This window comes from Sphingomonas sp., from assembly GCF_041661825.1.
Classification (GTDB): domain Bacteria; phylum Pseudomonadota; class Alphaproteobacteria; order Sphingomonadales; family Sphingomonadaceae; genus Sphingomonas.
The window spans coordinates 255,177-269,056 of the sequence record NZ_JBAZTU010000002.1; the positions used below are offsets into that span (position 1 = coordinate 255,177).

At 66.4% G+C, this 13,880-nt stretch carries 13 protein-coding genes; 4 read left to right on the plus strand and 9 right to left on the minus strand.

The features are described 5' to 3' along the window. Positions 1–13: 13 nt before the first annotated feature. Both WC729_RS08285 and WC729_RS08290 read left to right on the plus strand, forming a co-directional pair. Entirely contained in the window at positions 14–1,297 is a 1,284-nt protein-coding gene (locus WC729_RS08285) for a citrate synthase (protein ID WP_372851500.1), read from the plus strand. Next, entirely contained in the window at positions 1,297–1,482 is a 186-nt protein-coding gene (locus WC729_RS08290) for a hypothetical protein (protein WP_372851502.1), read from the plus strand. The genes WC729_RS08285 and WC729_RS08290 overlap by 1 nt, the downstream gene beginning before the upstream one ends. Positions 1,483–1,887: 405 nt before the next feature. Here WC729_RS08290 and WC729_RS08295 read toward each other — a convergent pair whose 3' ends face one another. From WC729_RS08295 to WC729_RS08310, 4 genes are read right to left on the minus strand one after another with little or no spacing between them, the layout of a single operon-like run. Continuing rightward, positions 1,888–3,264 carry an ATP-binding protein gene (locus WC729_RS08295; RefSeq protein ID WP_372851504.1) on the minus strand — a complete coding sequence of 459 codons (1,377 nt, stop codon included), beginning with the start codon at positions 3,262–3,264 and terminating at the stop codon, positions 1,888–1,890. Further along, a complete protein-coding gene (locus WC729_RS08300; protein ID WP_372851506.1) occupies positions 3,261–4,373 on the minus strand; it encodes a DUF2336 domain-containing protein in 1,113 nt (370 codons plus the stop codon). The genes WC729_RS08295 and WC729_RS08300 overlap by 4 nt, the downstream gene beginning before the upstream one ends. Positions 4,374–4,408: 35 nt before the next feature. Beyond that, positions 4,409–5,572: a hypothetical protein gene (locus tag WC729_RS08305; RefSeq protein ID WP_372851508.1), complete on the minus strand. Its 1,164-nt coding sequence runs from the start codon at positions 5,570–5,572 to the stop codon at positions 4,409–4,411. A gap of 58 nt (positions 5,573–5,630) precedes the next feature. Then, positions 5,631–5,924: an Hpt domain-containing protein gene (locus tag WC729_RS08310; protein WP_372851511.1), complete on the minus strand. Its 294-nt coding sequence runs from the start codon at positions 5,922–5,924 to the stop codon at positions 5,631–5,633. 82 nt (positions 5,925–6,006) lie between these two features. Between WC729_RS08310 and WC729_RS08315 the strand changes: the two genes are divergently transcribed. Next, on the plus strand, positions 6,007–8,310 hold the full coding sequence (locus tag WC729_RS08315; RefSeq protein ID WP_372851513.1) for a hypothetical protein: 2,304 nt from the start codon (positions 6,007–6,009) through the stop codon (positions 8,308–8,310). A gap of 4 nt (positions 8,311–8,314) precedes the next feature. On the opposite strand, the gene WC729_RS08320 is transcribed toward WC729_RS08315, so the two are convergent. From WC729_RS08320 to panB, 5 genes are all read right to left on the minus strand, one after another. Then, a complete protein-coding gene (locus WC729_RS08320) occupies positions 8,315–8,725 on the minus strand; it encodes an Hpt domain-containing protein (RefSeq protein ID WP_372851515.1) in 411 nt (136 codons plus the stop codon). 154 nt (positions 8,726–8,879) lie between these two features. Further along, positions 8,880–10,253, minus strand: a complete 1,374-nt coding sequence (gene der / locus WC729_RS08325; RefSeq protein ID WP_372851517.1) for a ribosome biogenesis GTPase Der — start codon at positions 10,251–10,253, stop codon at positions 8,880–8,882. Between the two features lie 73 nt (positions 10,254–10,326). After that, positions 10,327–11,652, minus strand: a complete 1,326-nt coding sequence (locus tag WC729_RS08330) for a PQQ-binding-like beta-propeller repeat protein (protein WP_372851520.1) — start codon at positions 11,650–11,652, stop codon at positions 10,327–10,329. Continuing rightward, positions 11,649–12,350, minus strand: a complete 702-nt coding sequence (locus WC729_RS08335) for a tetratricopeptide repeat protein (protein WP_372851522.1) — start codon at positions 12,348–12,350, stop codon at positions 11,649–11,651. Before WC729_RS08335 ends, WC729_RS08330 begins: the two co-directional genes overlap by 4 nt. Positions 12,351–12,416: 66 nt before the next feature. Next, positions 12,417–13,277 (minus strand): 3-methyl-2-oxobutanoate hydroxymethyltransferase, encoded by an 861-nt coding sequence (gene panB / locus WC729_RS08340; RefSeq protein WP_372851524.1) that lies wholly within the window; start codon positions 13,275–13,277, stop codon positions 12,417–12,419. A gap of 137 nt (positions 13,278–13,414) precedes the next feature. Between panB and WC729_RS08345 the strand changes: the two genes are divergently transcribed. Further along, entirely contained in the window at positions 13,415–13,879 is a 465-nt protein-coding gene (locus tag WC729_RS08345; RefSeq protein WP_372851526.1) for a hypothetical protein, read from the plus strand. The last annotated feature ends 1 nt before the right edge of the window (position 13,880 follow it).

Below are 13,880 nucleotides of genomic sequence, written 5' to 3' on the forward strand. Positions count from 1 at the left end.
AAAGGACATATCGATGAGCAACACCGCGAAGCTGGACGTGGCAGGGACTGCGCACGACTATGCGGTGATGTCTGGCAGTACCGGGCCCGACGTCATCGATATCCGGCGGCTTTATGCCGATACCGGCATGTTCACCTACGATCCCGGCTTCACCTCGACGGCAAGCTGCGACTCAGCGATCACCTATATCGACGGCGACGAGGGCGTGCTCCTCCACCGCGGCTATCCGATCGGCCAGCTCGCCGAGCAGTCGAGCTTCATGGAAGTGTCCTATCTCCTCCTGAACGGCGAGCTGCCGAACGCGAAGGAGCTCGAAGGCTTCAGCTACACCATCTCGCGCCACACCATGCTGCACGAGCAGCTCGCGACCTTCTATCGCGGCTTCCGCCGTGACGCGCATCCGATGGCGATCATGTGCGGCATCGTCGGCGCGCTGTCCGCTTTCTATCACGACTCGGCCGACATCACCGATCCGCACCAGCGCATGATCGCCAGCCACCGGCTGATCGCGAAGATGCCGACGATCGCGGCGATGGCGTATAAATATTCGGTCGGTCAGCCCTTCCTCTATCCCGACAACAGCCTGTCCTACACCGGCAACTTCCTGCGCATGACCTTCGGCGTTCCGGCCGAGCCTTACGTGGTGAACCCGGTGGTGGAAAAGGCGCTCGACCGCATCTTCATCCTGCACGCCGATCACGAGCAGAACGCGTCGACCTCGACCGTGCGGCTCGCCGGCTCGTCGGGCGCGAACCCGTTCGCCTGCATCGCGGCCGGCATCGCCTGTCTCTGGGGCCCGGCGCATGGCGGCGCCAACGAAGCGGCGCTCAACATGCTGCGCGAGATCGGCACGGTCGATCGCATCCCGCATTATATCGAGCGCGCCAAGGACAAGAACGATCCGTTCCGCCTGATGGGCTTCGGCCACCGCGTCTACAAGAACTACGATCCGCGCGCGACGGTGATGCAGCAGACCGTGCGCGAGGTGCTCGCGGCGCTGGGCGTCAACGATCCGGTGTTCGACGTGGCGCTCCATCTCGAGGAAATGGCGCTCAACGATCCGTACTTCATCGAGAAGAAACTGTTCCCGAACGTCGATTTCTATTCGGGCGTGATCCTGTCGGCGATCGGCTTCCCGACGACGATGTTCACCGCGCTCTTCGCGCTCGCCCGCACCGTCGGCTGGGTCGCGCAGTGGAACGAGATGATCTCCGATCCCGCGCAGAAGATCGGCCGTCCGCGCCAGCTTTACACCGGGCCGACTCAGCGCGATTACACGCCGGTCTCGAGCCGGTGATGCGCGCCGCAGTCACCATCGGCGGCCTCCTGGTGTTGCTGATGGGGCTGCTGTGGATCGGTCAGGGCACCGGCTACATCCAGTGGCCGGCGTCCAGCTTCATGATCGATCAGCGCATCTGGGCGCTATGGGGCGCGTTGCTGGCGGTTGTCGGCATCGTGCTGATCAGGATCGGGCGGCGATAACAAACGCAGCTGGTCGCCTCCCCACCGTTCGGGCTGAGCTTGTCGAAGCCTTGTTCTTCTTTTCGCGCAAGAAAGGGCAGCCCTTGGACAAGCTCAGGGCGAACGGAAGTTGGGCCGTCGATTCAACTGAAGTATAATTCGCCGCAGGATAGCGCTGGACGGAGCTTTCGGGCACCGACCCGCTCTTTCTCATGGTCGCAGAAATGGATTTCCCTGTTCTGGCAGGAATTTTCCCTGTTATTCCGGCGAAATTCCCTGTTATTCGATAACAGGGAAATTGCCATTAAGTAGCTGTAAAAGAAGCGATATTCTACGCCAGAATCACGCTTTCAAGCCAAAAATAAAAGAATTTCCCTGTTATTTCCCTGTTCCTGCAACGGGAACAGGGAAATCCTGACGCAGCGATCAGTCCCGATAGGGTAGCGTGAACACGAACCGGGCGCCCTGCCCCGGCGCGCTGTCGACCGTCACGTCGCCGCCCATCGCGCGCGCCAGCTTGCGCGCGATGTAGAGTCCGAGGCCACTGCCGCCGGGCTCGCGCGGATCGACGCGTTCGAATTTCTCGAAGATGCGCGCCTGGTCTTCCAGCGCGATGCCCTTGCCCTGATCGGCGACTATCACCGCGGCGATGCCGTTCTCGCGCTCGGTGCGGATCCACACCATGCCCTCGCGCGGCGAATAGCGGACGGCGTTGCCGATCAGATTGACCAGCACCTGCAACGCGCGGCGGAATTCGCCCGTCGCAGACAGCATGTCCTGCGGCGCCGGCTTGTCGATGCGTACCTGCGCCTCGGACGCCCGCACGCCGAGCAGGCCCGCAGCACGGCGCGCGACATCGGCCATGTCGACCGGCTCCTGCGCGACGACGAAATCGGGGCGCTCGATCGCCTGGAGATCGACCAGATCGTCGACCAGCCCCATCAGATGCCGGCCAGCGCTCGCGATGTCCGCGGCGTAATCGGCATAATCCTGGCGCAGCGGCCCTTCCGACTGGGCGTTGATACTGTCGGCATTGGCGATGATCCGGCCGAGCGGGCTGCGCAGCGCCTGGTCGAGCCGCGCCGCGAAGGCATCGGTCAAATCCTCGGGGCTCGCCTCGGGTTGCGGCGTAACGAGCGGCGCATCCTCGATCATGTGCGCCGCGCCGATGAAGCCGGCAAAGACGCCGGCCGCATCGGTGCGCGGCGTCGCCGACAGCCGCACGGTGCGGCCGGTCGCGCGAATCGTCGCATTCTGGCCATCGAACCGCTGGTGCATGGCGAGACCGCCCAGGATCGGGAAGGATCCTTCCTGATCCTCGCCGAGTGCGAACAACCGGGTCAGCGGCTGGCCGAGCATCGATGCCGAATCGAACCCGTGCTTGGCGCCGGCGCTGATCGACAGGAACGTGATGCGCAGCGCCGAATCCGTCTCCCACGACCAGTCGCCCGCGCTGCGCAGGAAATCGCCCTCGCGTTCGCCCTGCGCGGCCTCGGGATACCAGGCCGCGCGGCTGCGCCAGCCAGTGATCATCAGACGGACGCCGGCCTTTTCGGGCTCGGCCCTGACCCACAGCTCGACATCGTCGTCACCGTCGGCCGCGACCACACCGCGCGACACGAGGATGCCGAGACGCTGTGCGAGCCGCGCCAGATTCGCGATCTGTGGAATCGCGATCGGCTGACCGATGCCGCCACCCGCACGGATATTGAGATCCATCAGCCGCTGGTCGGCCTGGACCAGCCGGCCCTCGCGATCGACCAGCCCGCGCACCGGCGGCAGCATCGGTTCGTTCACGTTCATGCCCGTGCCCCTCGCGCAAGGGCGAGCAGGGCGCCGCGATAATCGGGATGCAGCAGCAACGGTGCGAGTGCGGCGCGCGCATTGGTCGACGGTGTGGCGGCGATGCCGTCGAGCGCCTCGGCAAAGCTGTCGAGATCGCGGCGGGGATCGGCTTCGCTCAATGCCAGCCCGATCCGCGCGATCGATTCGCGATCGAGCTCCAGCGCGCGCAACACCAGCCAGAGGCGGTCGCCGCTGGGGTCGAGCACGATCTCGCGCGCATCGGCATAGTCCAGGCCGAGCGCATGACCGATCAGCGCCACGAACAGCGAGAGGCGGCGATCCGCCAGGGATTCGACCAGCAGCGGGGCGAGTTCGTCGGCACGCGGATCAAGCGCAGCCGCGAGGCGCATCGCCACGGCTTCGAGCCGATCGCCTTCGTCATGCGAGGAAACGCTGCGCATCGCCGCGTCGATGAGCGCGCGATCGAGCACTGAAAGGCTGTCGCCCGCAATGTCGATGAAATGTTCGCGAAGCGCCGCCGCGGTCCACCAGGTCAGGCGATGATGCAGTTCGGCGGGAAGATCGGTCCGCGTCGCCATCGCGTCGGCATCGCCCTGACGTCGGCTTTCGGCCGCCAGCAGCGCCATGGCCGCGCCGGCGACCACGCCATCGCTATTCTGGATCAACCGCGCGAGCAGGCTGGCGCGATCGGGATCTTCCGGTGCCGTCACCGGCAAGGCGCCCGCAAGTACCTCCTGACGCGCACGGCCGACCAGTTCGCGCATCAGCTCGGCATCCCGCAACAGGCCGGACGAGACCAGTCGGCCCAGGACAAGCGGCTCGCTATTGGCCAATGCCTCGGCAAGCGCCGGTGCCTCACGCGCGGCGAGCAGACGGGCAGCGTGCTGGCCCACTGCGCCTTCGACGGCGGAGACCAGTCCGGTGAGTGTTCCGCCAAGGGCGGAACGCGACCGTTCGTCGAGCCGCGATTCGGCGGGAAGAAAGAAATCGTCGATGGCGACCGCCAACCTTTCATCGGCGCACAGGTCCGCAGCCGCCGCGCGAGCGAGCAGCCGGCCGACCCCCCATTGGGTGCCATCATCCATGTCGCCAACATCGCTCGACATGCGCCTCTGCTACGGGATTTGTCGTTAAGACCAGCCTAAGGCTTTTCGCGAAATGCCTCAATGGCGCCGCCAAGTGTCGTAAAAGCATAGATTCCCGCGGCGACGAGGGCAGCGAGTGGCTGTCCGACGGCCACCAGGGGCAGCATCAGCATCGGGTAAGCGGCCGGGCTGGCCCACCAGCGGCGACGGATTCGCACATTGCCGGCCCGCTCGACCAGCCCCGCCGCGACGATGACGGTCCCCGCTGCAACGAGACCCACGACCGAATCGCGGCCAAGCAGCAGTACGGACAGCGCCGGGACGGTCAGCGTGGCACCTTGCTGGATCCGCAGTTCGATCGTCTCGTCACGCAAAGCCGATGCCGTCGCGCCGACCGCGAATCCCGCCATCGCCAGGATCGTCAGCACGAGGCCGGTAACCGGCCAGGCAAAATACAGCGCAGCAAATCCTCCCAGTGCGAAGGCGAAACCAAGCGCGGTGAGCGCGATGCTGGGAATGTTGCGCCCGACCAGATGCGGCAAGGCGAGGCGCGCCAGCGGCGCCAGCACATAGCGGTCTGCCCAGGGCGTCGGTACCGGCGCGAGCGCTGACAGGATCGCCCTGCCCCGCTCGGCCAGCCGCCGCGAATCGCGTTCGATGCCATGTGCGCCGCCCGCCGCACCCGCGGGCAGGCGGATATTCGCGGGGCCGGCCTGTGCGGCAACGCGCAACAGGGTCGACTGGAAATCATAGTCCTTCGGCATCGCTGCCACCTCGGCGATCCGTTTCGGATCGAGCAGGGCCAGCCCGGCCCAGGCAGTCAAGGCGCCGACTCGCTCGAAGGGGGTACCGCTGCCCTGATCGTCGGTGACGAGCAGCGCGTCGCCAGTTTCCGCCGCGAGCGACGTCACGACCTCGCCGGTCGTCATCACGCCGTCCGCGACGACGAGCACGCGCGACAAGGGATGGAGTTTCTCCATCGCCTCGGCTGCAGTGCGGACGGCATCGACGGCGACGCCGCGCCGGCCGATCCGGTTGATCGCGCCGAGCAGCTCCGGTGTGAGCCGGGCAATGACGAGGATGATCTGCGATGCGCCCGCCGCGACGAGCAGCCGCGCCTGGAACTCGATAAGGGTCAACCCGCCGAACGGCAGGGTCGCGGCAAGCGTTCCGGGCCGGTCATCGGCATCCTCGGTCGCAAAAATCAGCCCGGCCAACATGCTGGGCTGTTAGGCGGAACGACCGCCAATGGCAAAGGTGTCGGAAGGGTGCGCCCGTTTAAAGGCGCTCGGCTGCCCGGCGCAGGCGGCGAAGCAGGTTAACATCCTGCGGCACCGCATCGGCTGCCTCGGACGCGATCGCCATCAGGCGGATCGCCCCGAAGCTCGCGGCAAGCCCCTTGAGGCGCGCCGCCGCGCTGCGCCATTCGTCGCCGCCACGGGCACGCTCGAGATTGTCGAGACCGCGGCGGACGCCATCGAGAAAGGCTTCGCGCAGCTCCGCAATCAGCTGGGGTTCGTCACCCACCGCCGCCGCCAGAGTCGCATCGATTGCACCAGGATCATAAGCCATGCCTGTATTTCTACAGGGAAGCGCTTAAAGGAAGGTTTCGCTATTCGCTTCCCGCAGGCGGAAATCATGGTAAACAGCTGATATGAACGGGGGTTCGCGCATCATCGATCTTCGGCCAGGGACCGGCCCCGCCGCGTCCTCCGAAGATGTGTCCTCACCGCGCGCTGAAGCGGTGGAGCCGCTGGAGCTGTACCAGGCCATCGAAGACCATGAAGACGAGCCGGAGCCGCAGCGCGCCCGCTGGATCGCCCCCACCCTCGCTATTCTCGTCTCGCTCGGCTGGATCACGGGCATGCTGTGGTTCGCCTGGCCCAGCCTGCAACGCGCGCTGCCGATCGAACTGACCGGCTTCATCGCCGCTCTGTGCGTGCCCCCGGCGCTGATCGGCATCCTGATGCTGCTCGCCCTGCGCACCAGCACCGCCGAAGCGCAGCGCTTCGGTCGCACCGCCCGCGCCATGCGCGCCGAGGCCACGAGCCTGGAACGCACGGTCGCGACGCTGTCGGAAGCGATCGAGGCCAACCGGGCGAGACTTGCTGAACAGACCACCAGCCTGATGGCGATGGGCGACGGCGCGGTCGCAAAGCTCGCCGGTGTCGGGAACGGCATTGCCGAACAGGTCGATCTGGCCAACGCACAGGCACACAAGCTCGCCACCGCCGCCGCCGCCGCGGAAAACAGCCTCGGCATCCTGCTCGCTACCTTGCCCAGGGCACATGGCGAGACCGAGGGCCTGGCAAAGCTGCTCGAACAGACCGGCATTTCCGCGGGCCAGCATGCCAGTGCGCTCGACGCGCAACTGGTCGCGCTCGCTGAACGCGGGCGCGAAGCGGATGCCGTCGCCGGCGGCGCCGCGCAGAAGCTCGCGGCGCACATCACCCGCATGGAATCGACCAGCGAGACGGCGGGCGCCCGCCTCGAGGCAGTTACCGGCGAAATGTCGGCTGCGGTCGACGGGCTGCTCGGGCGCACCGCCGGCGCGGTCGACGAAGCGCGCAAGGGTATCGCCGCGCAGGGCGAGGCGATGCTGGCGATGCTCGGCACCAACCAGGCAGCGCTCGACCGGGTCAGCCGCGACAGCGCCGAAGCGCTTGCGGCCCGTATCGGTGCGATCGAAGAGATCATCGACCGGATCGCTGCCCGGCTGGGCGAACAACGTGTGTCCAGCGAGATGGTGATCGGCGAGCTCGATACCGGCCTGACCCGGGTTTCCCGCCAGCTCGACGCGCTCCATGCGCAGGGCGTCGATCGCACCCAGACCCTTGCCGCCTCGATCAGCGCGCTCGGCGGCTCGGCCGATGCCATGACCGAAGCGCTGAAGACCGGCGACGCGATCGCGACCACGGCGATCGATACCACCGACCGGCTGCTGACGGCGCTCGATGCCGCGGCGCGCGAGATCGACGAAACCCTGCCCGATGCGCTCGCGCGGCTCGATGCGCGGATTTCCGACAGCCGGCGCGTGGTCGGCGACGCGAAGCCGGAGCTGCTGGCGCTCGTCACCGCCGCCGAAAGCACGCACGACGCGATCGAAGCGATCGCTCATGTCATCGCCGGCCAGCGCGACACGGTCGACAAGCTGTCGAGCAAGCTGATCGAGACGCTCAACAGTGGCCGCACCAAGGCCGACGCGCTTGGCGACATGGTCGAAGAGACGATCGGCCGGACGCATCGTTTCGCCGAGGAAGCCGCGCCGCGCCTGGTCGAGGCGCTGCTGCGCGTCCGCGACACCGCCAGCGCCGCGGCCGATCGCGCCCGCGAGACGCTCGCCACGGTCATCCCGGAAGCCGCCATGGCGCTGGAGAATGCCAGCGCCGAGGCAATGCGGCGCGCCTCGTCGGTGGCGCTGGATCAGCAGATCGCGGCGATCACCGAAGCCGGCGACGCCGCGGCCGAGGCCGCCCAGCGCACTTCCGAACGGCTGACCCGCCAGATGCTGGCGATCGCCGATTCAACCGCAACGGTCGAAAGCCGGATCGAGGAAGCGCGCACCGAGCGCGAGAATGCGGACAAGGACACCTTCGCCCGCCGCGTCTCGTTGCTGATCGAGTCGCTCAACTCGGCCTCGATCGACATCACCAAATCCTTCTCGACCGAGGTGTCGGACAGTGCCTGGTCGGCCTATCTCAAGGGCGATCGCGGTGTCTTCACGCGGCGCGCGGTGCGCCTGCTCGAAGCCGGCGAGGCGCGCGAGATCGTCCGACTCTATGACGACGACGTGGCGTTCCGCGAGCAGGTCAACCGCTATATCCATGATTTCGAGGCGATGCTGCGCGCGATCCTGGCGCAGCGCGACGGGTCGCCGCTGGGCGTAACCTTGCTGTCGTCGGATATGGGCAAACTCTATGTCGCCCTCGCCCAGGCGATCGAGCGGCTGAGAAACTAGGGAATTAGAGTGCGCGGCGGCCGAAGGCGGCGGGCCGTCGCTCGACCAGCGGGTTCGATTCGCGCTCCAGCATTGTCAGCGTCTTGTCGAACAGCGGCCGGAGTTCGACTACTGACTGCAGCGCCTGATCGGGCGTGTCGCGATTCTCGACGCAATCGCGGGCGATCGTCTCGATCTTCTCCGCCAGCTCGCCCAGCGGCTCGGCCCCGAACTGCCGGGCCTCTCCTTTGAGCGTGTGTGCGGGCAGGACCATGGCAGCAGCGTTCAGCGCCCGCATGGCCGTCTCGATCGCTGCGACCGACTTCACGCCGTCTTCCCGGAAATATCCCAGGATGCGCACGAAGCCAGCGCCAAGCTCGCTACGAGCCTGCGAAAACACCGTCCAGTCGATCAGGCCAGGATCTTCGAGTGACACCGCAATCTCCCACTCCGAGGCCACCAAGACCGCGAAGATATACCCTGCTCTTAGGCAAACGGGGTAAAGGATGGGTTGACGCGGCGATGCGTATTCGACCGGATGAGCCGGTAAATCACTGTTTAATCTAGTTCCGCAGCCGCAGCCGCCGCTTTCAGCGGTCGAACGGGTTCTTGGGTGCGCGCAAGGTCAGCCGCACCGGCACCGCGCCAAAGCCAAGATCGCGGCGGATGCCGTTGATCAGATAACGCTGATAGCTTGTCGGCAACTGATCGACGCGGGTGCCGAACAGCACGAAGCCGGGCGGCCGCGTCTTGGCCTGAGTGAGGTAGCGCAGCTTGATCCGCTTGCCCCCGGGCGCCGGCGGCGGGTTGGCCTCGATCGCTTTTTCGAACCAGCGGTTGAGCTCGCCCGTGCCGATTCGGCGCGACCAGGCCTCGCGCGTCTCGAACGCGACCTTGAGCAGGGTATCAAGGCCCTTGCCGGTCGCCGCCGAGACGGTGAGCACCGGAATGCCCTTTACCTGCGACAGGCCTTCCTCCAGCGCCCCGCGGATGCCGTTGAACAGGCTGCTGGCGTTCTCCGCCACATCCCATTTGTTGATCGCAACGACCAGCGCGCGGCCCTCCTGCAGCGCCGCGTCGGCAATGCGCAGATCCTGCGCCTCGAGCCCGCGCGTCGCATCGAGCAACAGCACGACCACTTCGGCGAAGTCGATGGCGTGGAGTGCATCGGCGACCGATAGCTTCTCGAGCTTGTCCTGCACATTGGCGCGCTTGCGCATGCCCGCCGTATCGATCAGCCGGACGGCGCGGGCGTCGCCCTCGGGATCGTGCCAGGTCCAGTCGATCGCGATCGAATCGCGGGTGATCCCGGCCTCTGGCCCCGTGATCAGCCGCTCCTCGCCGAGCATGCGGTTGATCAGGGTCGATTTGCCCGCATTGGGGCGACCAATGATGGCGAGCTTGAGCGGGGCATCGAGGCTTTCCTCATCGATCTCCTCGACGACTGCTTCGGGGTCTTCGTCTTTCTCGACGTGCGGCAGTAGTGCCTCGAACAATTCGACCATGCCCTCGCCATGTTCCGCCGACAGCGCGACCGGATCGCCGAAGCCGAGCGACAGCGATTCGAGGATGCCGCTCTCGCCGGCGCGGCCTTCGGCCTTGTTCGCGACCAGGATGACGGGCGTCTTCGATCCGCGCAGCCAGCGGGCGATCTCTTCATCGAGCGGGACGAGGCCGACACGGGCGTCGATCAGGAACAACGCGACATCGGCCTGGGCGACGGCCGCCTCGGTCTGCGCACGCATGCGGCCGGGCAGCGAGGCCGCGTCTTGGTCTTCATAACCAGCGGTGTCGATAACGCGGAATTCCATGCCGACAAGCGTCGCATCGCCCTCCCGCCGGTCGCGGGTGACGCCTGGCCGATCGTCGACCAGCGCGAGTTTCTTGCCGACAAGGCGGTTGAACAGAGTCGATTTGCCGACGTTGGGCCGGCCGATGATCGCGACCACGGGAAGATTGGGCATGGCGCGCCTTAGCCTGCCGCGCCGCATTCGTCACCCCGGAGTCGCACCGGGGTCACGAAGCAGTCGCCGCCGATCAGCGATAGGCGGAGATCCGGCCCTTCTGATCGAGCACGTACAGCGTGGAATTCGCCACGATCGGCGGGAGGCTGTACGATTTGCCACCCTCGATCACCGTCCCGGGCTCGCCCGTATCCGGCGAGGCCGACACGATCTCGCCGCGCGAGTTGGTCAGGATCAGGCGGTTGCCCGCGAGCACCGGACCATACCAGGTGATCGGGTTCTTCTTTTTCTTCTCGCTGCCATAATGGCGGAGCTGCTGGATCCAGCGTACCTTGCCGGTCGCGCGGGCGAGGCAGACGAGCCGGGCGTCGTCCGTGATGAGGAACAACCACTCGCCCGCGACCCAGGGGGTCGAGATGCCAGCGAAATTCTGTTCCCAGATGCGCTGGCCCGAGACGATTTCCAGTGCGACCATGCGGCCGCCCTGTCCGACCGCGAAGACTAGGCCGCGATCGATGACCGGCGACGCGTCGATATCGGCGAGCGACGACACCGAGGTGGAGATGGTGGAACGCGACAGCGCGTCCTGCCACAGGGTGCGGCCATTCTCGTAGCGATAGGCGTTGAGCTCACCGGAAGAGAAGCCGGCGATGATCGTGCCCTGGCCCATTGCCGGTGCGGCAACGCCGAACACGCCCTGCGTCTCGAGCGAGCCGGACTGAGTCCAGACAACCGCGCCGGTTGCCTTGGCCAGCGCGAAGAGCTGGTTGTCCTGGCTCAGCACGTAGAGATTGTCATTGTCGATGGTCGGCGAGCCGCGTAGCGGGCCGCCCGGCTTGGCGCGCCAGACCTCGGCGCCGGTCGCGGCGTCAAGCGCCACCACGTCGCCGAGACCGTCCGTCGCATAGACCTTGCCACCATCGAAGCTGACGCCGCCGCCGAAGCGAGCGCTGTTCGTCTTCTTGTCGCCCTTGGCTATGTTGGTGGTCCAGACCTGCGAGCCGCTATCGGCGGTGAAGGCATGGACATTGGCGTCCACGTCCATCGCATAAAGCCGGCCGTCAGCGACGACGGGCGGCGCGGCGAGCCGCTGGCGATTGGAGCCGCCGTCGATCGAGACGCTCCAGGCGCGCGAGAGCGTGGCACCCAGTGCCAGCTGGCCCATCGACTTGGAGGCATTGCCGCCGGGCTGCGCCCAACTGTCGTTGACCTCGGGCGGGGGCAACAGCACCTGTACGTCGGCGAGGCTCTTGTCCGAAGTCACTTCGGATTCAGCCATCAGGATCGGCACGCGATCGCCCAGCACGGGGGTCTTCTTGCCGCCACCCTTGAAGATGCCGCAGCCGCTGAGCGCGAGGAGCGCGACGCCGGCCAGCACCGCCCGGTTCTTGTACATCATTGCGCTTTCTTTTCCTCAACCGGGCCGACCGCGTCGATGCCCATGGTGCCCGCGATCTGAACCGCGCGTTGACGGATCGTATCGGGTACCGTCTCGTCCCGGGCGATCTGCCCGAAGAGCGGTGCCGCGAGATCGGGCTTGTTCATTTGGAGATAGGCCGCACCGACGAGCTCGCCCGCGCTGCCGAACCAGGGATTGCCCTTCACCGCCAGCGGCCGCAGCCGGTTGACGACGACGTCGGGCTTCAACGTATCGAATTCCGCCGAGGTCTGGCGGATCAGCGCCAGATCGCGCAGCGGCTGGCCGATCGAACCGTCGGCGGCGATCGCACCGAATTTGGCGGCAGCGCCCTTCACGTCTTCCTTCTTCAGCAGGAGATCCGCCTGCGTAAACAGGGCCATCGCGCGGTAGCCGGCGATGCTTGACCCGGCGAGTTCAGCCAGCCCCTTTTCGGCGCTGCCGATCTTCTGCACGGCCACGTCGTCATAGACCGCCTGCAGCTTCTCGCCTTGCTCGCCCGCAACCTCCGCGCTGTGATGCTCCCAGTAAAGGAACCCACCGAACGCAGCGAGACCGGCGACGATCGCGACGATCAGCCAGCGGCCATAGCGCGTCCACATGCTCGCGAGCTGATCGCGGCGAAGTTCCTCATCGACCTCACGCAGGAATGCTTCGTCGGTATTCGGCGTAACGGCCAAGTGATGCTCCATGTGAAGGCTGGAAAGGCGCGGACCTTAGCGATGGCCGCGCACAAACGGAAGGGATCAATCCTTGGGGGCGTAGGTCTGCTCCGGACCCGGAAAACTGCGGGATCGGACGTCAGCCGCATAGGTTTCAACCGCGGCGGAAATGCGGCCGGCCATGTCGTCGAACTTCTTCACGAAGCGCGCGGTGCGCTCGAACAGGCCGAGCATGTCCTCCGCCACCAGCACCTGCCCGTCGCACGCGGCCGACGCGCCGATGCCGATGGTGGGGCACGCGACCTTCTGCGTGATCTCGATGGCGATCGGCTCGACCACGCCCTCGATCACGATCGAGAAGGCACCGGCATCCGCCACCGCGACCGCATCGGCGACGATCTTCGCGGCTTCCTCGGGCGTGCGACCGCGCGCGCCATAGCCGCCGAGGACGTTCACCGCCTGGGGCGTGAGGCCGACATGACCCATCACCGGAATGCCGCGCTCGACCAGGAAACGGACAGTCGGCGCCATCGCCTCGCCGCCTTCCATCTTCACGCCCGCGGCGCCGGTCTGCTTGAGCAGCCAGGCGGCGCTCTCGAACGCCTTTTCGGGCGAAGCCTCGTAGCTGCCGAACGGCATGTCGATGATCACCACCGAATGATAACTGCCCCGCACCACCGCCGCCCCATGCGCTGCCATCATCTCCAGCGTGACCGGTACCGTCGAAGGCAGGCCGTAGACGACCTGGCCAAGGCTGTCGCCGACGAGCAGCAGATCGCAGTGCGGATCGAGCAGCTGCGCCGTGCGCACCGTATAGGCCGTCAGCATCACCAGCGGCGTGCCGCCCTTGGCCTTGCGCAGGGCCGGGATGGTGAGCCGCTTCATCGGTGCCGGCGTGGGATTCGCGCGGCTGGTCGAGGTGTCGATCGTGAAGGTCGTGGACATGGCCCCGCTGTTAGCGCCGCCGCCGGTGAGACGCCAGCCACAGCGAACGCCAGGGCCGAGACAATGTTCTCATTATTTGACTCAATGTTAGATATATTTTACATCGAGTCGCATAAGCCTGACATTGGAGGTCGAGAATGGCGTTTCGGGAAAAGATGATGTGGGGCTCGGTCGCGGCAACGATCGTGATCTGGGGCTGGTATTTCCTGGGGTTCATGCGCGCGCTGGACGGACCGCGTTTCAACGTCGGCGCCGAGGTGGGCAATTTCATCTTTGCAGTGGTGGCGCTGACCGTCGTCCAGGTGGTGGTGGCAGTCGTGCTGGCGATCCTCTCGCCGAAAGAGGCGAGCGCGCCGGCCGACGACCGCGAGCGGGAGTTCGCGCTGCTGGCCTATCGGCCAGCCTTCGTCACTCTGAGCGCACTCGTTGCAACGCTCACCGTGGTGGCGCCGCTGACCATGGCGACCGCCCCGGCCTGGCTGAACGGCAAGCCCGTCACGCTGGTGCCGATCGTGATCAGCAACGCGCTGTTGCTGGCGCTGGTCCTCGCCGAACTGGTGCGGGCCGGAACGCTGTTGTTCCTGTATCGCCGGGGGAGTTGAG